Below are 22492 nucleotides of genomic sequence, written 5' to 3'. Positions count from 1 at the left end.
TTGGCACCCGGCTTGGGCGGTTCTTTTTTTGGGGCGCCGCTTTTTGAGCTTCTGCCTGTTCCAGGCCGCGCCGCCCCTCTCCGCCAGCTTCCCGTCTTACTGCCGAACCGGCTTTTTCGCCAGCTTGCGCTGCAGCGTGCGCCGATGCATGTTGAGCGCGCGCGCCGTCGCCGAAATATTGCCGTTGTTCTCGGCGAGCGCGCGCTGGATATGCTCCCATTCGAGCCGCGCAACCGAGAGCAGCGTCGGGTTCTCGATCGCTTCCTCGGCGGTCTGCTCGCTCGCCTGCTCGTGCAGCGCGGAGAGAATCGTCTCGACGTTCGCCGGCTTCGCCAGATAGTTGTCCGCGCCGTCCTTCACCGCTTGCACCGCTGTCGCGATGCTCGCGTAGCCGGTCAGAACGAGAATGCGCGCATCGGGCTGAAGGTCGCGCAGCGGTGCGACGAGCCGCAGGCCGGAATCGTTGCCCAGGTGAAGATCGACTGTGATCTGGCCGAACTTGTGCTGGTTCGCGAGCTTCAGCGCTTCGTCGGCGTCGTGCGCCTGATGCGGGGTGAAGCCGCGCCGCGTCAGGCCGCGAGCAAGAATGCCGGCGAACACTTCGTCGTCGTCGATGATCAGAAAGTTGGTATCGCTCATGGTTTTTCTCCGTAATGCCGCTCGGGCGAGCCTGTGTTCGAGTTCAGGCCGCGCCGCTTCGTTCAGTTCTTGCCGTGTGCGCCGGCGCCGTGACCGCGCCGCGATTCGGCAGGCGCAATACCGCGCAGGTGCCGCGCGGCTTGCCGTCGATCAGTTCGATCGAGCCTGCGAGCCGCGCCGCCGCCGCGAACGCCAGATAAAGCCCGACGCCGTGGCCGCCCTGCGTGCTGTCGACCGGCCCCGCGCCGAGCGTGGCGCGCAGCGCGGGCGGAATGCCCGGGCCGCGATCACACACGTCGAAGCGCACGTAATCCAGTTGATCGATGGTTTCGGCCGACGCCTGCAGCGTCACCGATTCGCTGCTCGCGCGCGCGGCGTTGTCGAGCAGGATGGTCAGGATCTGGCCGACGGCCACCGCATCGTCGATCGACGCGTTCGCGGGCGTCCGGTCGATCTGCGCGAATTTCACCTGCGGATGCCGCAGACGCCATTGCTCGATGAAACTCGGCAGCCATTCGTCGAGCGCCTGACGGCTCGACGGACCCGTCGCGCGGCTGCGCAGGCGTGCGAGCGCGGAGGTGCAGAGCGCCATCTGCTGTTCGAGCAGTTCGAAATCGGCCGCGTAGGGCGCGAGGTTTTTGTCGTGAGCGGCGGAGTCGCGCAATTCCTCGGACAGCATCGCGATGGTCGAAAGCGGCGTGCCCATTTCGTGCGCGACGGTCGCTGCCTGCACGCCGAGCGCGACCGCGCGCTCATCGCGCAGATGGCGTTGCTGGGCATCGGCGAGCGCGGCGTCGCGCACCCGCAGCGCCCGCGACATGCGCGCGACGAACCAGCCGATCAGCCCGACGCTCACCATGAAGTTGACCCACAGGCCGGTGCGGAAATAATCGAAGAGATTGGCCGGATTCTCGATATTGAGCGGCACGTAGTTGTAGCTGAGCAGCGCGTAACAGGCGACGGCGAAGAGCGCGAGGCAGGTCATCATCGTCCACGGCAGCACGGCGGCGGCGATCGCGAGCGACGGCAGATAGAGCGTGACGAACGGATTGGTCGCGCCGCCGGAGAGGAACAGCAGCGCCGAGAGCGCGCCGAGGTCGACCCACATCTGGCCGAACAGTTCGAGATTGGTCTCCGGCCGCGCCCGCGCGACGCGCAGCCACGTGAGGCCGTTGAAGATCATCTCCAGCGCGATGACGAGCAGCATCGCGGGCAGCGGGAGCTTCGCGCCGAAGAAGATCTGCACGACAGCGATGGTCGTCAGCTGGCCGATGATCGCAAGCGAGCGAAGCCAGAAGAGATGACCGAGATTGACCCGTCCGGTATTGGTTATGCGATGCATCTGGTTGAGTGCCTGACTGCGTTATCACGCTTCATGCGACATTATCCCGCTTGCATCAGGCCAGCTGCGGCATCTGGCGCGATTTGTCGCACCTTGCCGCGCGCTATTTCGCGTGCTCGGCGCGCTCGATTTCGGCCGCGAGACACGCCGGGCACAGACAGCTCACGCCGGGCCGCAAGCGCTCGGCCGGCAGTGCGGGCAGCGTCGCGCACCAGCAGGTGGGATCGCCCGCTCGCGCGCCGCAGCGAAACGGCGTGCCGCAGCGCGCGCAGATCAGCGAGCCCGGCGCTTCACGCTCGTTCGTTTCGGGGAAGTCGTTCATCATCCTGTCATCGATCTGCCTGAACGATGATCGCATGCCGGCGCACCTGCCGGAAAACGTTGGCGCCGGCGCGGCAATTCGTCCTGCTGCAATGCGTCAGTCCTGTACAATTCGGCGTGTTTAAACGCTCCTCGCCTCATTTGCCGCCATGTCCGAGCTACCCGACCTCACGCAAATCGCGCCGACCCTGAAGGCTGAAATCCTGGCCGAGGCGCTGCCCTATATCCGTCAGTATCACGGCAAGACGGTCGTGATCAAATACGGCGGCAACGCCATGACCGAAGAGCGCCTGAAGCAGGGCTTCGCGCGCGACGTCATTTTGCTGAAGCTCGTCGGCATCAATCCGGTGATCGTGCACGGCGGCGGCCCGCAGATCGATCAGGCGCTCAAGAAGATCGGCAAGCAGGGCACCTTCATTCAGGGCATGCGCGTCACCGACGAAGAAACCATGGAAGTCGTCGAATGGGTGCTCGGCGGCGAGGTGCAGCAGGACATCGTCACGCTGATCAATCATTTCGGCGGTCAGGCGGTCGGTCTGACGGGCAAGGACGGCGGCCTCATCCACGCGCGCAAGCTGCTGATGCCGGATCGCGATAATCCGGGCCAGTTCATCGACATCGGCCAGGTTGGCGAAGTCGATGCGATCAACCCGGCGGTGGTGAAGGCGCTGCAGGACGACGCGTTCATTCCGGTCATTTCGCCGATCGGCTTCGGTGAAGACGGCCTTTCGTACAACATCAACGCTGACCTCGTCGCGGGCAAACTCGCCGTCGTGCTGAACGCGGAGAAGCTCGTCATGATGACGAACATCCCCGGCGTGATGGACAAGGAAGGCAATCTGCTGACCGACCTTTCCGCACGCGAGATCGACGCCCTCTTCGCCGATGGCACCATTTCCGGCGGCATGCTGCCGAAGATCTCCTCCGCGCTCGATGCCGCAAAGAGCGGCGTGCGCTCGGTGCACATCATCGACGGCCGCATCGAACACTCAGTGCTGCTCGAAATTCTGACCGAGCAGCCGTTCGGCACGATGATCCGCTCGCATTGAGCTTTCTCCCGATCCTTCGACGCCCGTCAATGCGCGGGCGTTTTCATATATGACCGCGCATCGCCCGTCCCGCCGCCGCCGCGTCAAGGCGCGCGGCCCCGTCTGGCTCTTCGATCTCGACAACACGCTGCATCACGCGTCACACGCGATTTTTCCGGCGATCAATCGCGGGATGACGCAATACATCATGGATCGCCTGAATGTCGATGTCGACGAGGCGAACCGGCTGCGCGTCGGCTATACGGTGCGCTACGGCGCGACGCTGCTCGGACTCGTCAGGCATCACGGCATCGATCCGGCGGACTTCCTGCGCGAGGTTCACACCTTTCCCGATCTGCCGTCGATGCTGCGCGCCGAGCGCGGCCTCACGCGGATCCTGCGCGCGCTGCCCGGCCGCAAGATCGTGCTCACCAATGCGCCGACGCTCTACGCGCGCACCGTGCTCGCGGAACTCGGCATCGCGAAGCTGTTCGAGCGCGTGATCGCCATCGAGGACATGCGCGAGGGCAGCCACTGGCGCGCCAAGCCCGATGCGCCGATGCTGCGCCGTACGATGCGCCGCGCGCATGTGCGTCTCGAGGACGCGATTCTCGTCGAGGACACGCGCGGGCATCTGAAGAGCTATCGGCGGCTGGGGATTCGCACGGTGTGGATCGTGGGGCATCTGCCGGTCGCGAAAACGTCGGGCGGCGGCTTGTCGGTGCGTCTGCCGGGCGTGGGCCGGCCGCATTACGTCGATCGCACCGTGCGCTCGCTGCGCGCGCTGACGTCATCGCATGGGCGGCGCCTACATTCGGAATAAGCGACGCGCGAGGATGTCTTCGAGGTCAGAGCGCGCATCGACGACCAGATGCACGTAGATCGTGTCGCCCTCGATCTTGTAGATGATGCGGATCGTGCCGCTCGGGACTTCGTAATAGCCCGACATGCGGAAGTCGGCGAGTTCGGGCGGCGTCACGCCGTTGCGCGGCGCGGCTTCGATTTCGGCGATGGTGTCCGCGATCCTGTTGCGCGTCGCGGCCCACGCGGTGCCGCCGAACTTGTTGATGACGTAGCGCCGGAAATCCTGCAAATCCTCGCGCACCGGATCGAGAAAGACGGTCTTCACTTGATGCCTTCCGCGCGGTCCATACGCTCGATTTCGGCGAATACATCGGCTGCGCTCGTGCACTGGCCGGCTTCGATGGTCTTCTGTCCCATCGCCAGAATCTTCAGTAACGCGAGGGTCTGATGCACGTCCTCGTATGACTGCACGTCCTGCACGACCACCCTGCCTTCTCCGTTCTGCGTGATGAGCATCGGCTCGCGGCTTTCGACCACGTTGCGGATCATCTCGGCCGCGCGGCTCTTCAGGTGACTCAGCGGTCTGACCCGGCTCGGTTTCATTTCCGTTCCTTGGCAAGACGAGACGATTAGACAATATAGACGCAAAAGCGGGCCATATCCAAGGCGGTCCGACATGGCGGCGTTATGACGATTTCCGCTATACTTCACCGCTAACGAGATATTCTCGAACATCACAGACGCGCCGATTTGCTGACTCGATTGCGGGCGCGCGAACCTCAGGGCTGCATTGCCGAGGTTCACTATAAATGCGGCTAAAGAGGTCGTCAGCCGCGCCATCGCTGTATTCACGCGCATCGCCGACACCGTTTAGCCGCTTGGTCAAAGGCGGAATGAATGGAATCGATCGGCATCGTCACTCCCCAAACACTGCGCTTCACCGAGCCGCTCGCCATGCAGAACGGCTCGATGCTCGGCGACTACGAACTCGTCGTCGAAACCTATGGCGAGCTCAACGCCGCGCGCTCGAACGCCGTGCTCGTGTGTCACGCGCTGAACGCGTCACATCACGTCGCGGGTGTTCATGCTGATAACCCGAAGGACGTCGGCTGGTGGGACAACATGGTCGGGCCGGGCAAGCCGCTCGACACCAACCGCTTCTTCGTGATCGGCGTGAACAATCTCGGCTCGTGCTTCGGCTCGACCGGGCCGATGAGCATCGACGGCGCCACGGGCAAGCCGTACGGCGCGAGCTTTCCGGTCGTCACGGTCGAGGACTGGGTGAACGCGCAGGCGCGTCTCGCGGACCGCTTCGGCATCGAGCGCTTCGCGGCCGTGATGGGCGGCAGTCTCGGCGGCATGCAGGCGCTCGCGTGGAGCATGATGTATCCGGAGCGGCTCGCGCATTGCATCGTGGTGGCGTCGACGCCGAAGCTCTCCGCGCAGAACATCGCGTTCAACGAAACGGCGCGCTCGGCGATTCTCTCCGATCCCGATTTTCACGGCGGCGATTACTACGCGCACGGCGTGAAGCCGCGTCGCGGCTTGCGGGTCGCGCGCATGATCGGCCACATCACGTATCTGTCGGATGACGACATGGCCGTGAAATTCGGCCGCGCGCTGCGCCGTGCCGAAGGCGCGCTCGACGCGTACAACTTCAACTTCGATGTCGAATTCGAAGTGGAGTCGTATCTGCGCTACCAAGCCGACAAGTTCGCCGAATACTTCGATGCGAACACGTACCTGCTCATCACGCGCGCGCTCGATTATTTCGATCCCGCGAAAGCCTTCGACGGCGATCTCACGAAAGCGCTCGCCAACACGCAGGCGAAATATCTCATCACGAGCTTCGCGACCGACTGGCGTTTTGCGCCCGCGCGTTCGCGCGAAATCGTCAAGGCGCTGCTCGACAACAAGCGCACGGTGAGCTACGCGGAAATCGACGCGCCGCACGGCCACGACGCCTTCCTGCTCGACGACGCGCGCTATCACAATCTCATGCGCGCCTATTACGAACGCATTGCCACGGAGATCGGCGCATGAACCAGCACACACTCGATTCGCTCGCGCTACGCTCGGACTTTCGCGCGATCGCCCGCTGGGTCGAACCGCGCTCGACCGTGCTCGATCTCGGCTGCGGCGACGGCTCGCTGCTGTCGCTGCTCGGGGAAGAGCTCGAAGTGAAGGGCTACGGCATCGAGATCAACGATGCCGGCGTGCTCGCGTGCGCGCAAAAAGGCGTGAACGTGATCCAGCAGAATCTCGAAGACGGTTTGCGTCTCTTCGAAGACGACAGTTTCGATTTCGCGATCCTCTCGCAGACGCTGCAGACGATTCATCAAACCGCCGCGATCCTGCGCGAAACGGTGCGCGTCGGGCGTCAGTGCATCGTGTCGTTTCCGAATTTCGGCTACTGGCAGCATCGGCTTTCGGTGATTCAGGGGCGCATGCCGGTGTCGAAGTCGCTGCCGTATCAGTGGCACAACACGCCGAACGTGCGCGTACTCACGATCAAGGATTTCGAGGCGCTCGCGCCGGAAGTCGGCATCGAGATTCTGGACCGCGTCGCGCTGCACGACGGGCAGACGGTCCGTTGGGGCGCGAACTGGCGTGGTAGTCTTGCGGTCTATCGCGTGAAGCGCCGGTAACGATGACCGGCGCGCTCGCGCATCGACAACTGCCCGCTATACGACATGCCTGATACGCCACACGAGGCGCCAGCTTTAACTGCTCACGAAGATCATCCCGGATGGCGCGCGTTTCTCAACAAGCGCATCCTCATTTGCGTCTTTCTCGGCTTCACGTCCGGATTGCCGCTCTTCACGCTGTACAGCCTGCTGCAGGCGTGGCTCACGACCGCGCACATCAACGTGAAGGAAATCGGCCTGTTCGCGCTGATCGGACTTCCCTATACGTGGAAGTTCGTCTGGTCGCCGCTGATGGACCGCTACATTCCGCGCTTTCCGGGCTGGACTCCCGGCCGACGGCGCGGCTGGATGTTCCTCACGCAAGTGCTCGTGATGGTGGCGATCGGCTCGTTCGGGTTCTTCTCGCCGGAGCGGAATCTGTGGGCCGTCGCGGCGGTGGCCGCGCTCGTCGCGTTCTTCAGCGCGAGTCAGGATATCGTCATCGATGCCTATCGCCGCGAACTGCTCGCCGATACCGAACAGGGGCTCGGCAACGCGGTGCACGTCAATGCGTACAAGGTCGCGGGTCTCGTGCCCGGTTCGCTGTCGCTGATTCTCGCGACCTTCCTGCCGTGGAAGACCGTGTTTCTGATTACCGCCGCATTCATGCTGCCGGGTCTCATCATGACGCTCGTCGTCAAGGAGCCGGCGATTCACGGCGCGCCGCCGAAAAGTCTGCGCGAGGCGATCGTCGAGCCGTTTCATGAATTCATCACGCGCGATGGCTGGCGCGCGGCGCTGCTCGTGCTCAGTTTCATCTTCCTGTACAAGCTCGGCGACACGATGGCGACCGCGCTCGCGACGAAGTTCTTCATCGACGTCGGCTTCTCGCTTGCGCAGATCGGCGTGATCGCGAAGGCGGTCGCGTTCTGGGCGAGCATCGCGGGCGGTTTGCTCGGCGGCATCGCGCTGGTGAAGATCGGCATCGCGCGCGGACTGTGGATCTTCGGCATTCTGCAGATCGTCGCGACGGTGGGCTTCGCGTGGCTGGCGAAGATCGGACCGTCGCCGTTGGCGCTCGGCGTGCTGTACGGCTTCGAAACCTTCGCGACGGGCCTCACGCTCGCCACCTTCACCGCGTATATCGCGAGCACGACGGACCCGCGCTACACCGCGACGCAATTCGCGCTCTTCACGAGCCTCGCGGCGGTGCCGCGCACGTTCGCCGCGGCGGGCAGCGGTTACATCGTGAATGAAACGGGATGGTTTTCGTACTTCCTGATCTGCGTCGCGCTGTCCATTCCGGGCATGTTACTGTTGCCGAAAATCGCGCCCTGGAGAACTCAACGATGACGGTTTCGTGCAAGCTTCGCGCCTCGGTTTGCGCAATGGCACTGGCGTCGCTCGCGCCTTTGTTCGCGCATGCCCAGGACGAGCAGAAGACGCCGCCGCCCTACTCCGCGCCGAACAACCAGATCCGCTTCGGCAACACGGCGCTGTTTCGCAATCTGATTCCGCCCGCGACGCTCGAAGCGCAGTCCGCCGACGAATACAGGCAGGTCATCCACGATGCCGAGCGCAACAAGACGCTGCTGCCCGATAACAACCCGCTCGTGAAGCGCGTGCGCGAAATTGCGAATCACGAGATTCCGTTCGCGCTCAAGTGGAACGATCGCGCGAAGAACTGGAAGTGGGAAATCAACGTCATCAAGTCACCCGAGGAGCGCATGGTGTGCCTGCCGGGCGGGAAGATCGTCGTGTATAGCGGGCTCATCGACAAGCTGCGTCTGAACGACAACGAGATCGGCATGATGATCGGCCATGACATCGCGCATGCGTTGCGCGAGCATGCGCGCGAGCGGCTCGGCAGACAGCAGGCGGCGCAGTTGAGCGCGGGCACGATGCCGCAGCTTTTCGGTTTCTCGAACTATGCGTCGCAACAGCCGGATATCGGCGATCAATTGCTGTCGATGCGCTATTCCCCCGCCGACGAAACAGAAGCCGATGTGATCGGCAGCGAGATCGCCTCGCGCGCGGGCTACGATCCGCGCGCGGCCGTCACGTTGTGGAACAAGATCGATTCGGGAACGCGGCGCGCGGACGACGGCTTCGTGTGGCTGCATCCGTATGGGCCGGATCGCAGGCAGGATCTGCTCAAGCGCATGTCGGACATGATGCCGCTTTATGCGAAGGCGGTCGGCAAGACTATCGATCAGTTGCCCAACTATGCGGGGATGGGGCGGTTCAAGAAGTCCGGGCGCTAGCCTTACTTCTTCGCCTTCGCGATCTTCCAGTCGTAATCGATAGTCAGCGGCGCGTGGTCGCTGAACTTGATATCCCTGAAAATCGACGTCTTCTTCGCGGTCGCCGCGACTTCCTTCGTCGCGATCTGATAATCGATCCGCCACCCGACGTTCTTCGCATACGCCTGACCGCGATTGCTCCACCACGTGTACTGCTCGGGACGCTGATCCAGCGTGCGGAACACATCGACATAGCCGACGTCGTCGAAGAGCTTCGTGAGCCACTCGCGCTCATCGGGCAGGCAGCCGGAGTTCTTCTGGTTGCTCTTCCAGTTCTTGATGTCGATTTCCTTGTGCACGATGTTCACGTCGCCACACAGGATCACCTCGCGCTCTTTCGAAAGCGTGTGGAGATGCGGCATGAACTCGTCCATGAAGCGGTACTTGGCCTGCTGACGCTCGTCGCCGCTCGACCCCGACGGCACATACACCGACACCACGGAAAGTTTCCCGAAGCGCGCTTCCACGTAGCGCCCTTCCGGATCGAACTCTTCCGAGCCGAAGCCGATGATCACGTCATCCGGCTCATGACGCGTGTAGAGGCCCGCGCCGCTGTAGCCCTTCTTCACCGCGTGCTGGAAATAGCCCTGAAAGCCGTGCGGCGCGAGGAATTCCGGCGTCAGGTCATCTTGCGAGCACTTGATCTCCTGCACGCAGACGACGTCGGATTTCTGCTCGCCGAACCAGTCGAAGAAACCTTTCTTGGCGGCCGAACGGATGCCGTTGAGATTGGCGGTAATCACGCGAAACATACGCTTGCTTCCTTTTTTATCGATTTCGTTTAGTCGACCTTCACGCCCTTGAGCGATTCCTTGGCCGGCGGGAATTCGAGCTTCATGTCCTGCATCGTGCGCAACAGCAGTTCCGCGACCATCACGTTGCGATGCGTCTTCGAATTGCCCGGAATGATGTACCACGGCGCGTATTCCGTCGACGTCGTGCCGAGCGCGTCCGCGTAGGCAGCCTGATAGTCGTCCCACTGCTTGCGCGCTTCGAGATCGGAAACGTCGAACTTCCAGTGCTTGGTCGGATCGTCGATGCGTGCCTGCAACCGCTCGCGCTGCTCGTCCTTCGAAATATGCAGAAAGCATTTGACGATGGTCGTGCCACTGTCCGCAAGCAGCGACTCGAACTCGCGAATGTGGCGATAGCGACGCTCGCATTGATCGGCATCGATCTGCTTCAGCACGCGCGGCACGAGCACGTCTTCATAGTGGCTGCGATTGAAGATCGCGAATTCACCGGCCTGCGGCGCCTGCGCGTGCACGCGCCACAGGAAGTCGTGCGCGGCTTCGCGCTCCGACGGCGCGCGAAACGGCACGATGCGCAGACCGAGCGGGTCGACATCGTGAAACACCGCGCGCACCGTGCCGTCCTTGCCGCTCGTGTCCATGCCTTGCAGCACCAGCAGCACGCGTTGGCGACGCTGCGCGTGGAGCTTCTCCTGCAGGTCGTCGAGCTGCACGCCGATCGCCGTAAGGCGCTCGCGGTCTTCTTCCTTTGCGCCGCTGGAAAACGGCTTCGCGGACGGGTCGATCGCGCTCAGGTCGAACGGCTTCAGCTTCTTGCCGGCGTCGAAGAACGGCACGCGAAAGTCGTCGAGTTCGGGTTTCTTTGCCATTTTTTTACTGTCGTCTAATGAAAACGGGCCGCTGCCAGGCTTAACCGGCAGCAGCCCGTTCATCCCGTTGGGGACAAGCTGTCAGGATAACTTTTTCTTCAACAACTCGTTCACTTGCTGCGGATTCGCCTTCCCCTTGGTCGCTTTCATCGCCTGGCCGATCAGCGCATTGAACGCCTTCTCCTTGCCCGCGCGGAATTCTTCGACTGATTTCTGATTCGCTGCGAGCACTTCGTCGATGATCGCTTCGAGCGCCCCGGTGTCGGAAATCTGCTTCAGGCCCTTCGCATCGATGATGCGATCCGCCGCGCCTTCGTCCGTCGCCTTCTCTTCCCAGATCGTCTGGAAGATGTCCTTCGCGATCTTGTTGGAGATGGTGCCGTCGGCGATGCGTCGTACTAGTAATCCAAGTTGCTCCGGTGCGACATTAGAACTCGAAATGTCTAACGACTCGCGATTCAGCTGCGCCGATACATCACCCATCAACCAATTGGCGACGGGCTTAGCGAGCGCCGCGCCAGCCGATTCGACCGCCTTCTCGTAGTACTTCGTCATCGGCTTCGAGGCAGTGATTACACCTGCATCGTAAGACGTCAATTCGAAGTCTTTCTCGAAACGCTTCCGAATGTCATCCGGCAGTTCCGACATTTCTGACTTCACGCGCGCGATCCAGCTTTCCTCGATCACGAGCGGCATCAGATCCGGGTCCGGGAAATAGCGGTAATCGTGCGCGTCTTCCTTGCTGCGCATCGAGCGCGTTTCGCGCTTGTCAGGATCGTAGAGACGCGTTTCCTGAACCACGGTGCCGCCGTCCTCGATCAGCTCGATCTGACGGCGCACTTCGTATTGAATCGCTTCTTCGAGAAAGCGGAACGAGTTCAGGTTCTTGATTTCCGCGCGCGTGCCGAATTCCTTCTGGCCGACCGGCCGCACCGACACGTTCGCGTCACAACGGAACGAGCCTTCCTGCATGTTGCCGTCGCAGATGCCGAGCCACACGACGAGCCCGTGCAAGGCCTTCGCATACGCGACCGCTTCCGCCGCGCTGCGCATTTCCGGCTCCGTGACGATCTCGAGCAGCGGCGTGCCCGCGCGATTCAGGTCGATGCCCGTCATGCCCGCGAAGTCTTCGTGCAGCGACTTGCCTGCGTCTTCTTCGAGATGCGCGCGCGTCAGATTGACGGTCTTCGAATACGCTTCCTTGCCCGCCTTTTCATTGGCCGGAACCTGGATCGTGATCTGACCGCCCTGCACGACCGGAATCTCGTACTGGCTGATCTGATAGCCCTTCGGAAGATCCGGATAGAAGTAGTTCTTGCGCGCGAAGATGCTGCGCGGCGCGATATGCGCGCCGATCGACAGGCCGAAGCGAATCGCGCGCTCGACGGCGCCACGGTTCATCACCGGCAGCACGCCGGGCAGCGCGAGATCGACGGGACTCGCCTGCGAGTTCGGGCTCGCGCCGAACTGAGTGGGCGCGCCCGAGAAGATCTTTGAGACGGTGGAAAGCTGCGCGTGCGTTTCCAGACCGATGACGACTTCCCACTGCATGTTCACACTCCCGATGCCGATGGTGCCTTGCGGTGCCAGTCGGTCGCGCGCTGGAACGCGTCGGCGACCTGGAGCATCCGGGCTTCGTTGAAATAGTTGCCGACGATCTGCAGTCCGACCGGGCGATCCGCGTTCGCGCCCGCGCCGAAGCCGCACGGCACGCTCATGCCGGGCAGACCGGCGAGGCTCACGGACAGCGTGTAGATATCGGCGAGATACATCTGCACGGGATCGTCGGCTTTCTCGCCGAGATTCCACGCGACGGTCGGCGCGACCGGCCCCATGATGACGTCGCACTGCTTGAACGCTTCCTGGAAGTCGCGCGCGATGATGCGGCGAATCTTCTGCGCCTGCAGGTAGTACGCGTCGTAATAGCCGTGCGACAGCACATACGTGCCAACCAGAATTCGCCGCTTCACTTCCGGCCCGAAGCCTTCCGCACGCGACTTCTTGTACATGTCGAGCAGATCGCGGTACTCGGCCGCGCGATGCCCGTAGCGCACGCCATCGAAGCGCGACAGATTCGACGAAGCCTCCGCCGGCGCGATGATGTAGTACACGGGAATCGACAGCTCGGTCTGCGGCAGCGTCACCTCGACGAGCGTCGCGCCGAGCGCTTCGTATTGCTTCAATGCCGCGTCGATGGACGCGCGCACGTCGTCCGCGAGACCGGCGCCGAAGTACTCCTTCGGCATGCCGATACGCAGACCTTTCAACGGCTGGCTTGCATCATCGGAGCCGTTCCATGTTTTGCCGATATGGCGCGTGTAGTCTTCGTTCTCGCGTTGCAGGCTGGTCGAGTCGCGCTCGTCGAAGCCGGACATCGCGTTGAGCAGCAGCGCGCAGTCGGCGGCGGTCTGCGCCATCGGGCCGCCCTGATCCAGCGACGACGCGAACGCGATCATCCCGTAGCGCGACACGCGGCCGTAAGTCGGCTTGATGCCCGTGATGCCGGTGAACGACGCGGGCTGGCGGATCGAGCCGCCGGTGTCGGTGCCGGTCGCGGCGGGCGCGAGGCGCGCGGCCACGGCGGCGGCCGAACCGCCCGACGAACCACCCGGCACGGCCTTCAGGTCCCACGGATTCTTCACCGCGCCGAAGTACGAATTCTCGTTGGACGAGCCCATCGCGAACTCGTCCATGTTGGTCTTGCCGAGGCACACCATGCCAGCTTGCTTCAGACGATCGACCACGGTCGCATCGAACGGGCTCGCGTAGTTTTCGAGCATGCGCGAGCCGGCTGTGGACGCCCAGCCGCGCGTGACGAACACGTCCTTGTGCGCGACCGGCAGACCGGTGAGCGCGCCGGCGTTGCCCTGCGCGATGAGGGCATCGGCGGCCTTCGCCTGTTCGAGCGTGAGTTCGCGATCGATGCCGATGAACGCATTCAGCGCCTTCGCGGCGTCGATGCGTTGCAGATACGACTGCGCCAGTTCGACCGCGGAGATCTCCTTCGAGTCGAGCGCGGCGCGCAGTTCGGTCAAGCTTTTTTGATGCATTGCAGTTCCCTGATGAGCGCGGTCTTCATTCCCGCGCGCGGTATCGCTGGATAGTCGACCGTTATTCGATCACCTTCGGCACGAGGTAGAGCCCGTCCTGCACGGCAGGCGCGGATCGCTGGAACTCTTCGCGCTCGACGCGCTCTGAGACAGCGTCGTCACGCAGACGAAGCGCGACTTCCTCGATCTGTTCGATCGGGTGTGCGAGCGGTTCGATGCCGGTCGTGTCGACGGCCTGCATCTGCTCGACGAGACCGAAGAAGTCGTTGAGGCGCGCAAGCGTGGGTTCGGCTTCGTGGTCGGGCAATTCGAGCCGCGCCAGATGCGCGATGCGTTTTACGTCGGTCAGGGTCAAAGACATGGAATCACCGGAGAAAGCGTGGACGGCCCCAATCTCGAAAACCTTCGCTGTGACAGCAAGTTACGATCTCGAAAGGAGCTTACGGAAGCAGGTCTGGCGATGGTCAAAAGTGCCATCCTTTTCCTATAGATACCCCCAAATTATAAGGTATCATTACACGTTCGACTCACCTCTGGAACGGCTTGTCAGCGGCTTTCTCCCTGAATCAGTGAATTACGAGAAACGTTTGCGTTCGGCGTTCCATTCTGCGGTAGATTTCTTCCCGGAATTGCACTTCACGGCGAGCGTTCGCCGCCCCGGCAATCCGTTATTTTTTCCGCTGCCGTCCCCGGCGCTCCTCGCGACGAACGGCCACCCAGCGAGACAGGATTTTTGAATGTTCGGTTTTTTGCGCAGCTATTTTTCCAACGACCTGGCTATTGACCTCGGTACCGCCAACACGCTGATCTACATGCGCGGCAAGGGCATCGTCCTCGACGAGCCTTCGGTCGTTTCCATTCGCCAGGAAGGCGGCCCCAACGGCAAGAAGACCATTCAGGCGGTCGGCAAGGAAGCCAAGCAGATGCTCGGTAAAGTGCCGGGCAACATCGAGGCGATCCGCCCGATGAAGGACGGCGTGATCGCCGACTTCACCGTCACCGAGCAGATGATCAAGCAGTTCATCAAGACCGCTCACGAATCCCGCATGTTCTCGCCGTCGCCGCGCATCATCATCTGCGTGCCGTGCGGTTCTACGCAGGTCGAGCGCCGCGCCATCAAGGAAGCGGCGCACGGCGCGGGCGCGTCGCAGGTCTATCTGATCGAAGAGCCGATGGCCGCAGCCATCGGCGCGGGCCTGCCGGTGTCGGAAGCAACGGGCTCGATGGTCGTCGACATCGGCGGCGGCACGACGGAAGTCGGCGTCATCTCGCTGGGCGGCATCGTGTACAAGGGCTCGGTGCGCGTGGGCGGCGACAAGTTCGACGAGGCCATCGTCAACTACATCCGCCGCAATTACGGCATGCTGATCGGCGAACAGACCGCCGAAGCCATCAAGAAGGAAATCGGTTCGGCCTTCCCCGGCTCCGAAGTGAAGGAAATGGAAGTCAAGGGCCGCAATCTGTCCGAAGGCATTCCGCGCAGCTTCACTATTTCGAGCAATGAAATCCTCGAAGCGCTGACGGACCCGCTGAACCAGATCGTGTCGTCGGTGAAGATCGCGCTGGAACAGACGCCGCCGGAACTCGGCGCGGACATCGCCGAGCGCGGCATGATGCTTACGGGCGGCGGCGCGCTGCTGCGCGACCTCGACCGCCTGCTCGCGGAAGAAACCGGCCTGCCGGTGCTCGTCGCCGAAGATCCGCTGACCTGCGTGGTGCGCGGCTCGGGCATGGCGCTCGAGCGCATGGACAAGCTCGGCAGCATCTTCTCGTACGAGTGATCTCCCGGCTGAAGGCTTTCGCTCCTGTTTCTCCGGGCGTGATGGTCTTCGACGCGACAGCCAAACGCACCCGCGTAACGCGACGCGCGCACGGCCCGGCTTCTGTCCGGGCCGTTGTCGGAACAGCGTAGGGCAGGTCTCGCCGCCGGCGAGATAACCTGCAGCATCGATCCATCCGTTCACGCCCTCGGCGCCGACCATGGAATACAGTCCGCCGCCACTTTTCAAGCAAGGCCCTTCCGCGCTCGCGCGTCTGATTTTCTTCGTGGTGCTCGCCATCGCGTTGCTGATCTCGGACGCCCGTTTCAACACGCTGGAAATCGTTCGCGGCATGCTCGGCGCGGGGCTTTATCCGTTGCAGCGCGCCGCGCTCGTGCCGCGCGACATCTTCATGGGCGCGGCGGATCTCGCCGTGACCAGCGCGACGCTGCGCAGCGAAAACGCGAAGCTCGCCGACAAAAACCTGGAGCTTTCCGTGAAGGCAGGCGATGCGGCGCAGCTCGCCATCGAGAATGCACACCTGCGCGCGCTGCTCAATCTGCAATCGCGCGCGAGCACCGAAGAGACGCCCGCCGAAATTCAATACGACACGCGCGATCCGTTCACGCAGAAAGTCGTGATCGGCAAGGGTTCGCAGCAAAACATCCAGGACGGCGCGCCGGTCGTTACCGAAGACGGTGTGATCGGCCAGGTCACGCGCGTGTTTCCGTTGCAATCGGAAGTCACACTGCTCACCGACAAGGATCAGGCCGTGCCCGTGCAGATCGCGCGCACCGGCTTGCGCAGCGTGATCTACGGCACGCCGAAGGGCGACACGCTCGACCTTCGCTTCGTGCCGATCAGCGCCGACGTGCAAGCCGGCGACGAACTCGTGACGAGCGGCCTCGACGGCATCTATCCGCCGGGATTGCCGGTGGCGAAGGTGCTGCGCGTCGACAAACAGGCGGACACTGCGTTTGCGCGCGTCGTCTGCGTGCCGATCGCGGCGGTGCGCGGCGCGCGCCAGCTGCTCGTGCTGCACTACAACCTGAACGTGCCGCCCAATCCGATCGAAGTCGAAGCGGCCGCGGCCGCCAAGGAAGCGAAGGAAAACAAGGGCAAGAAGAAGGCCGCGCCCAAGGCGGCGGTAGCCGCGGGCGCGAGCGGCGCTTCGGCGGCTGCGGCGGCGTCCGCACCGACTGCGGCCGCACCGGCGCCGAAGCCCGCCGAGGCGCCGGCGAAGGCAGCCGCACCCAAGGCGGCATCGAGCGCGGCGGCAAAGCCGTCGAAGAAGGCGAATGCGCCTAAGCCCGCATCCTCGGGAGCCGCGCGATGAACCGTCCGCAATACATCCTGCAGCCGGTCAATCCGTACTTCATCACGTTCAGCCTCGCCGCCGCGTTTCTGCTGAACCTGATGCCGTGGGGACGGCTCATCGGCGTGCCGGATTTCGTCGCGCTCGTGCTGCTGTTCTGGAACGTGCATCAACCGCGCAAAGTCGGCATGGGCATCGCGTTCATGCTCGGCATTCTGATGGACGTCCATAACGCGAATCTGCTCGGCGAGCACGCGCTGGCTTACACGCTTCTTTCGTACGGCGCGATCACCATCCACCGCCGCGTGCTGTGGATCTCGCTGCCGGTGCAGATGTTCGTCGTCGCGCCGCTGCTGGTGGGCGCGCATCTCGTGCCGTTCATCATCCGCCTGATGACGGGCGCCGCGTTTCCCGGCTGGAGCTATCTGGTCAACGGATTCGTCGAAGCACTGCTCTGGCCGATCGCAAGCTTCCTCTTGCTGATGCCGCAACGCCGCGCCGCCGATCCGGACGACACGCGCCCGATCTGAGCGCGACCGCGCGGCGCCAGCTCACCGAATAAACCGCCGCGCGCGAACTACACTTGAATCGCGAGCAAACCGCGAAAGCTGCATGACCGAAATAAAGAACACCGAGCAACAGTTGTCGAAGTTCCGCCTGCGCGTCGCGGCGGCGGGACTGTTCGTGTTCGTCTGCTTCGGGCTGATCGGGTTGCGCTTTCTGTATCTGCAGGTCTGGCACTTCAGCAAATACTCGCTGCAGGCGAACGAAAACCGCATTTCCGTTGCGCCGATCGTGCCGAATCGCGGCATCATCACCGACCGCAACGGCGTCGTGCTGGCGAAGAACTACTCCGCCTATACGCTCGAAATCACGCGTTCGAAGATCAACGGCACGCTCGACGAAACCATCGACGAACTCTCGCAGGTCATTCCTATCGACGCGCGTGACCGCCGGCGTTTCAAGAAGCTGCTCGAAGATTCGAAGAATTTCGAAAGCCTGCCGATCCGCACGCGGCTCACCGATGAGGAAGTGGCGAAGTTCACGGCGCAGCGCTTTCGCTTTCCGGGCGTCGAAGTGCGGGCGCGCCTGTTCCGCCAGTATCCGCTCGGCACGACCGCCGCGCATGTGATCGGGTACATCGGCCGGATTTCGCAGCGCGATCAGGAGCGCATCGACGACGCGAGCGACGCCAATGACGAAAGCTCGGATCACTACGATCCGCGCCTCGACGCCAATAACTACAAGGGCACGGACTACGTCGGCAAGATCGGTGTCGAGCAGAGCTACGAGACCGAGTTGCACGGTCTGACCGGTTTCGAGGAAGTCGAAGTCACGGCGGGCGGTCGTCCGGTGCGGACGATGTCGCGCACGCAGGCGACGCCGGGCAACAACCTTCAGTTGTCGCTGGATATCGGCTTGCAGCAGGTCGCGGAGCAGGCGTTCGCGGGCAAGCGCGGCGCGCTCGTCGCGATCGAGCCTTCCACCGGCGACGTGCTCGCGTTCGTCTCCGCGCCGAGCTTCGACCCGAATTCGTTCGTCGACGGCATCGATCAGCAAACCTGGGACGCGCTCAACAATTCGCCGGATCACCCGCTCCTGAATCGTCCGCTGCACGGCACGTATCCGCCGGGCTCGACGTACAAGCCGTTCATGGCGCTCGCCGCGCTGACACTGCACAAGCGCACGCCGGGCTGGGGCTTTCAGGATCCGGGCTACTTCACGTTCGGCGGCCACACGTTCCGCAACGACGTGCGCTCGGGCCAGGGCTGGGTCGACATGAACCGCGCGATCGTCGTGTCGAACGACACGTACTTCTACATGCTCGCGCGCGATCTCGGCGTCAACGCGATGGCCGGCTTCATGAAGCCGTGGGGCTTCGGCCAGATCACCGGCATCGATATCGCAGGCGAGGCGCGCGGCATTCTCCCGTCGACCGAATGGAAGCGCAAGGCGTACCGCAAGCCCGAGCAGCAGCGCTGGTACGAAGGCGAGACGATCAGTCTCGGCATCGGTCAGGGCTATAACTCGTTCACGATCCTGCAGCTCGCGCACGCCACCGCGACGCTCGCGAACAATGGCGTCGTGATGAAGCCGCACCTCGTGCGCGATATCGAAAATCCGATCTCGAAGGCGACGCGCGCCGTCGTGCGCGACCCGAGCGACAAGATCCCCGTGCAGCAGAAGGACGTGGATTTCATCAAGCGCGCGATGGAAGGCGTCGTCACCAACGGTACGGCGGCGAAGGTGTTTGCGGGCGCGCCGTATCTGGCGGCGGGCAAGACCGGCACGGCGCAGGTCTATTCGTTGCAGGGCGCGAACTACAAGGGGCACGCGCTCGCCGAGCATCTGCGCGATCACGCGCTGTTCATCGCGTTCGCGCCTGCCGAGCAGCCGAAGATCGCGCTCGCGTTGATCGTCGAAAACGGCGGCTGGGGCGCGGAGTCCGCCGGGCCGATCGCGCGCAAGGTGCTCGACTACTATCTGATCGACCGCATGAAGCCGGGCGCGCAAGCTGCCGCGGTTGCCGCGGCGGCATCGGCCACGGAAGACACCGGCCTGCCGATGATCGGCGGCACGCAATCGCCCGCAGCCGTCGCGTTGCCCGCGTCGGTCGCGAATTCGTCGCCGGCGTTTTCGCCGCAGGCCGCGTCGAATCCGAATGTCGCGAAGGCCGTTACCGCGCCGCCGCTTGCGGCTTCCGCCCCGAAAGCCTCGACGCCGCGCGCCGCGTCCACGCCGCCTGCCGCCGCGCTTCCCGCGTCGACGCCGGGCCGCACGCCCGCGCCGAAAAAGCGCCCCGCCGAGCCGACGCCCACCATGGTGCGCGGCAACGAAAACGACGGCGTGCGCGTTCTCGCGCCGTCTGGCGGCATCGACGAGTAAAGGAAAACCGCCATGCAACTGCACATGCAATTCGACAAGCGCGAACTGCTCGACCGCGCCAAGCGCATGTTCGCGGGCTTCGACAAACCGCTCGCGCTCATCGTGTTCCTGCTGCTGTGCGTCGGCATCGTGACGCTGTACAGCGCGAGTCTCGACATGCCCGGGCGCGTCGAGGACCAGCTTCGCAACATCATGCTGACCTTCGGCCTGATGTGGGTGCTCGCCAACATCCCGCCGCAAATGCTGATGCGCTTCGCGGTGCCGCTCTATACGGTCGGCGTCGCGTTATTGATCGCCGTCGCTGCGTTCGGGCTGACGCGCAAGGGCGCGAAACGCTGGCTCAATGTCGGCGTGGTGATCCAGCCGTCGGAAATCATGAAGATCGCGATGCCGCTGATGCTCGCGTGGTACTACCAGAAGCGCGAAAGCAATATCCGCTGGTGGGATTACATCGTCGGCTTTCTGATTCTGCTGCTGCCAGTGGGACTGATCGCGAAGCAGCCTGACCTGGGCACCGCAGTGCTCGTATTCGCGGCGGGTATGTTCGTCATTTATTTCGCCGGATTGAGTTTCAGGCTGATCCTGCCGGTGCTCGTGGCGGCGGTCATCGCGGTGGCGAGTATCGCGATATTCCAGGACAAGATCTGTCAGCCGGATGTCGTCTGGCCGATGATGCATGACTACCAGAAGCATCGCATCTGCACGCTGCTCGACCCGACTTCCGATCCGCTCGGCAAAGGCTTCCACACGATTCAGGCGGTGATCGCGATCGGCTCCGGCGGCACGCTTGGCAAAGGCTGGCTGAAGGGCACGCAGGCGCACCTCGAATTCATCCCCGAAAAGCACACCGACTTCATCTTCGCCGTCTATGCCGAGGAGTTCGGTCTCGCGGGCGGACTCGTGCTGCTTTTCCTCTACATGGCGCTGATCGCGCGCGGGCTGTATATCGCGGCGAACGGCGCGACCTTCTTCGGGCGATTACTGGCCGGATCGCTCACGCTCGCGTTCTTTACTTACGCGTTCGTCAACATCGGCATGGTGAGCGGGATTTTGCCCGTGGTCGGCGTGCCGCTGCCGTTCATGAGCTACGGCGGCACCGCGCTGACGACGCTCGGCGTCGCGGCCGGGCTGATCATGAGCGTCGCGCGGCAAAAGAGATTGATGCAGAGTTAGCGATGGTCGCTTGCGTCAAAACCAAAAGCCGTGGATTCGTCCGCGGCTTTTTTGTTGCCGGCGCGCTTACTGCGGCTTTTGCTGCTCGAGTTCGGCGCTCAGTTGCAGATATTTGAGCTTGGCCGCCGGATCGCCCTGCGCGGCCGCCGCCGCGTAATACGCGCGCGCCACATTCAGATTGCGCTCGACGCCATCGCCGCCGCGCTCGTAAAACGAACCCGCGACGTATTGCGCGGTCATGTCGCCGCCTTCCGCCGCCTTCTTGTACCAGGCGAACGCCTGCACGTTGTCGCGCGCGGTGCCGCGTCCGTCGAGAAACTGGTTCGCGAGCGCCAGTTCGGCCTGCACGTGACCCTGGTTCGCCGCGCGCAGGAACCAGCGATGCGCCTCCGCCGGATCTTTCTCGACGAACTGGCCGTCGTCGTACATCTTGCCGTACACGTATTGCGCGTGCGTCATGTTGGCGTCGGCGGCGCGGCGCAGCCACTTCTTGCCTTCCGGCACGTCCGCCGCGCCGCCTTCGCCATTGAGCAGCATCATCGCGTAGTTGAATTCGGCGAGCCGGCTGCCGCGCTGCGCCGCCCGGCGAAACTCCGATCGCGCCGCGACGAGATTGCCCGCGTTGTAGTCGGCGACGGCATTCTGCGTCGCGATATCGGTCGGCTTGGGCGCGTTGTCGGCGTGGGCCGCGCCCGCCGTTATCGACAGACTCACCGCTGCGACGACCGACGCTATCGCGGTTTTCATGATCTCGCCTCCTGCAACGCCTGACGCGTCGCCTTCAAGAGCCACATCACATCCGCGCCGATCGCGACGAGCTTGATGCCCGCCTGCGCGTACTGCCGCGCGCTCGCGGCATCGAGCGCGAAGATGCCGCTCGCGATGCCCGCGCGATTCGCCGCATCGACGATTTTCGTGATCGCCGCCTGCACGTCGGGATGCTTGCCGTCGCCGAGATGGCCGAGGCTCGCCGCGAGATCCGCAGGACCGATGAACAGGCAGTCGATGCCCGGCGTCGCGGCGATTTCGTCGACGGCTTCGAGCGCCGCCACCGATTCGATCTGCACGATCGTCGCGATCTGCGCATTCGCGCCCGCCATGTAGTCGCGACGCATACCGTATGCCGCCGCGCGCACCGCGCCGGCGACGCCGCGCAAGCCATCCAGCGCCGCCGTGGTCGGATACTGCGTGAGCCGGACGATGCGCGCCGCCTCTTCCGCCGACTGCACGTTCGGGAACATCAGCGTGCGAGCGCCGGCATCGAGTGCGCGCTTCACGAGCCAGCCTTCGTTGGCCGGCACCCGCACGATCGGCTCGCTCGGCAGATGCGCGGCCGCGATCGCGCGCAACTGCGCAACGACATCGGCGCTATCGTTCGGCGAGTGCTCCATGTCGATGCACAGCCAGTCGAAGCCCGCGTGGGCGAGCGCTTCGGCGGCATCGGCGCTGCCGAGCGACAGCCACAGGCCGAACAGGGTGCCCGTTTCGGAGAGGCGCTGCTTGAGGGGATTGGTGAATGTGCTCATCGCGCGGTCCCTTCGTTGGGTCGAAGGATGACCGCACGCGGTCGCGGCAGGAACAACGACGGAAGAAGTGACGGCATGAGCGCTCCGTGTCTCGTCG

23 protein-coding genes are annotated in these 22492 nt (G+C 63.6%); 11 read left to right on the top strand and 12 right to left on the bottom strand.

The features are described from left to right. Window positions 1–96 precede the first annotated feature (96 nt). From NK8_RS00280 to NK8_RS00270, 3 genes are all read right to left on the bottom strand, one after another. Window positions 97–639, bottom strand: a complete 543-nt coding sequence (locus NK8_RS00280; RefSeq protein ID WP_061174250.1) for a response regulator transcription factor — start codon at window positions 637–639, stop codon at window positions 97–99. 43 nt (window positions 640–682) lie between these two features. After that, window positions 683–1981, bottom strand: coding sequence for an ATP-binding protein (locus tag NK8_RS00275; RefSeq protein ID WP_213226790.1), 1299 nt, complete (start codon window positions 1979–1981; stop codon window positions 683–685). A 103-nt stretch (window positions 1982–2084) separates the two neighbouring features. After that, window positions 2085–2306 (bottom strand): cysteine-rich CWC family protein, encoded by a 222-nt coding sequence (locus tag NK8_RS00270; protein WP_213228419.1) that lies wholly within the window; start codon window positions 2304–2306, stop codon window positions 2085–2087. A gap of 145 nt (window positions 2307–2451) precedes the next feature. Here NK8_RS00270 and argB point away from each other — a divergent pair, with 145 nt between their 5' ends. Both argB and NK8_RS00260 read left to right on the top strand, forming a co-directional pair. Then, window positions 2452–3351, top strand: coding sequence for an acetylglutamate kinase (argB, locus tag NK8_RS00265; protein WP_162064638.1), 900 nt, complete (start codon window positions 2452–2454; stop codon window positions 3349–3351). A 49-nt stretch (window positions 3352–3400) separates the two neighbouring features. Next, window positions 3401–4153, top strand: a complete 753-nt coding sequence (locus tag NK8_RS00260; RefSeq protein WP_162064637.1) for a pyrimidine 5'-nucleotidase — start codon at window positions 3401–3403, stop codon at window positions 4151–4153. Here NK8_RS00260 and NK8_RS00255 read toward each other — a convergent pair. Further along, window positions 4139–4459 carry a type II toxin-antitoxin system RelE/ParE family toxin gene (locus NK8_RS00255; protein WP_213226789.1) on the bottom strand — a complete coding sequence of 107 codons (321 nt, stop codon included), beginning with the start codon at window positions 4457–4459 and terminating at the stop codon, window positions 4139–4141. The genes NK8_RS00260 and NK8_RS00255 overlap by 15 nt on opposite strands. Then, entirely contained in the window at window positions 4456–4737 is a 282-nt protein-coding gene (locus tag NK8_RS00250; RefSeq protein WP_061174246.1) for a type II toxin-antitoxin system Phd/YefM family antitoxin, read from the bottom strand. The genes NK8_RS00255 and NK8_RS00250 overlap by 4 nt, the downstream gene beginning before the upstream one ends. A 294-nt stretch (window positions 4738–5031) precedes the next feature. Here NK8_RS00250 and NK8_RS00245 point away from each other — a divergent pair, with 294 nt between their 5' ends. Genes NK8_RS00245 through NK8_RS00230 form a run of 4 tightly spaced genes read left to right on the top strand, consistent with a single transcriptional unit; the run spans window position 5032 to window position 9025 of the window. Then, window positions 5032–6177, top strand: a complete 1146-nt coding sequence (locus NK8_RS00245) for a homoserine O-acetyltransferase (protein ID WP_162064634.1) — start codon at window positions 5032–5034, stop codon at window positions 6175–6177. Then, on the top strand, window positions 6174–6782 hold the full coding sequence (gene metW, locus NK8_RS00240) for a methionine biosynthesis protein MetW (protein WP_162064633.1): 609 nt from the start codon (window positions 6174–6176) through the stop codon (window positions 6780–6782). The genes NK8_RS00245 and metW overlap by 4 nt, the downstream gene beginning before the upstream one ends. Window positions 6783–6827: 45 nt before the next feature. Beyond that, window positions 6828–8114: an AmpG family muropeptide MFS transporter gene (locus tag NK8_RS00235; RefSeq protein ID WP_213226788.1), complete on the top strand. Its 1287-nt coding sequence runs from the start codon at window positions 6828–6830 to the stop codon at window positions 8112–8114. 35 nt (window positions 8115–8149) lie between these two features. Further along, window positions 8150–9025, top strand: a complete 876-nt coding sequence (locus NK8_RS00230; RefSeq protein ID WP_225936180.1) for a M48 family metallopeptidase — start codon at window positions 8150–8152, stop codon at window positions 9023–9025. A 2-nt stretch (window positions 9026–9027) separates the two neighbouring features. Here NK8_RS00230 and NK8_RS00225 read toward each other — a convergent pair whose 3' ends face one another. The 5 genes from NK8_RS00225 to gatC all read right to left on the bottom strand — a co-directional run bounded on the left by NK8_RS00225 (window position 9028) and on the right by gatC (window position 14096). Continuing rightward, window positions 9028–9816 carry an exodeoxyribonuclease III gene (locus NK8_RS00225; RefSeq protein WP_213226787.1) on the bottom strand — a complete coding sequence of 263 codons (789 nt, stop codon included), beginning with the start codon at window positions 9814–9816 and terminating at the stop codon, window positions 9028–9030. Window positions 9817–9845: 29 nt separating this feature from the next. After that, window positions 9846–10685: a PPK2 family polyphosphate kinase gene (locus NK8_RS00220; protein ID WP_213226786.1), complete on the bottom strand. Its 840-nt coding sequence runs from the start codon at window positions 10683–10685 to the stop codon at window positions 9846–9848. Between the two features lie 81 nt (window positions 10686–10766). Further along, complete coding sequence (gene gatB, locus NK8_RS00215; RefSeq protein WP_213226785.1) at window positions 10767–12236, bottom strand: Asp-tRNA(Asn)/Glu-tRNA(Gln) amidotransferase subunit GatB; 1470 nt, start codon at window positions 12234–12236, stop codon at window positions 10767–10769. 2 nt (window positions 12237–12238) lie between these two features. Beyond that, window positions 12239–13735 carry an Asp-tRNA(Asn)/Glu-tRNA(Gln) amidotransferase subunit GatA gene (gatA, locus tag NK8_RS00210; RefSeq protein WP_213226784.1) on the bottom strand — a complete coding sequence of 499 codons (1497 nt, stop codon included), beginning with the start codon at window positions 13733–13735 and terminating at the stop codon, window positions 12239–12241. 61 nt (window positions 13736–13796) lie between these two features. Next, window positions 13797–14096 carry an Asp-tRNA(Asn)/Glu-tRNA(Gln) amidotransferase subunit GatC gene (gene gatC, locus NK8_RS00205; RefSeq protein WP_035509719.1) on the bottom strand — a complete coding sequence of 100 codons (300 nt, stop codon included), beginning with the start codon at window positions 14094–14096 and terminating at the stop codon, window positions 13797–13799. Between the two features lie 376 nt (window positions 14097–14472). On the opposite strand from gatC, the gene NK8_RS00200 reads away from it, so the two are divergent. From NK8_RS00200 to rodA, 5 genes are all read left to right on the top strand, one after another. After that, window positions 14473–15516, top strand: a complete 1044-nt coding sequence (locus NK8_RS00200; protein WP_004189550.1) for a rod shape-determining protein — start codon at window positions 14473–14475, stop codon at window positions 15514–15516. A gap of 199 nt (window positions 15517–15715) precedes the next feature. Beyond that, window positions 15716–16831 carry a rod shape-determining protein MreC gene (gene mreC / locus NK8_RS00195; protein WP_213226783.1) on the top strand — a complete coding sequence of 372 codons (1116 nt, stop codon included), beginning with the start codon at window positions 15716–15718 and terminating at the stop codon, window positions 16829–16831. After that, window positions 16828–17340: a rod shape-determining protein MreD gene (gene mreD / locus NK8_RS00190; protein ID WP_061174237.1), complete on the top strand. Its 513-nt coding sequence runs from the start codon at window positions 16828–16830 to the stop codon at window positions 17338–17340. Before mreC ends, mreD begins: the two co-directional genes overlap by 4 nt. 82 nt (window positions 17341–17422) lie before the next feature. After that, entirely contained in the window at window positions 17423–19696 is a 2274-nt protein-coding gene (gene mrdA, locus NK8_RS00185; protein WP_162064623.1) for a penicillin-binding protein 2, read from the top strand. A 24-nt stretch (window positions 19697–19720) separates the two neighbouring features. After that, window positions 19721–20869 (top strand): rod shape-determining protein RodA, encoded by a 1149-nt coding sequence (gene rodA, locus NK8_RS00180; RefSeq protein ID WP_213228417.1) that lies wholly within the window; start codon window positions 19721–19723, stop codon window positions 20867–20869. A 66-nt stretch (window positions 20870–20935) separates the two neighbouring features. On the opposite strand, the gene NK8_RS00175 is transcribed toward rodA, so the two are convergent. Together NK8_RS00175 and NK8_RS00170 are read right to left on the bottom strand one after the other, a co-directional pair. Continuing rightward, a complete protein-coding gene (locus tag NK8_RS00175) occupies window positions 20936–21616 on the bottom strand; it encodes a tetratricopeptide repeat protein (RefSeq protein WP_162064622.1) in 681 nt (226 codons plus the stop codon). After that, a complete protein-coding gene (locus tag NK8_RS00170) occupies window positions 21613–22395 on the bottom strand; it encodes an HpcH/HpaI aldolase/citrate lyase family protein (protein WP_061174234.1) in 783 nt (260 codons plus the stop codon). The genes NK8_RS00175 and NK8_RS00170 overlap by 4 nt, the downstream gene beginning before the upstream one ends. Between the last annotated feature and the right edge of the window lie 97 nt (window positions 22396–22492).

The sequence above is a fragment of the Caballeronia sp. NK8 genome (genome assembly GCF_018408855.1).
Taxonomy (GTDB): Bacteria; Pseudomonadota; Gammaproteobacteria; order Burkholderiales; family Burkholderiaceae; genus Caballeronia.
This window is presented reverse-complemented; position numbering and strand designations above follow the sequence as displayed.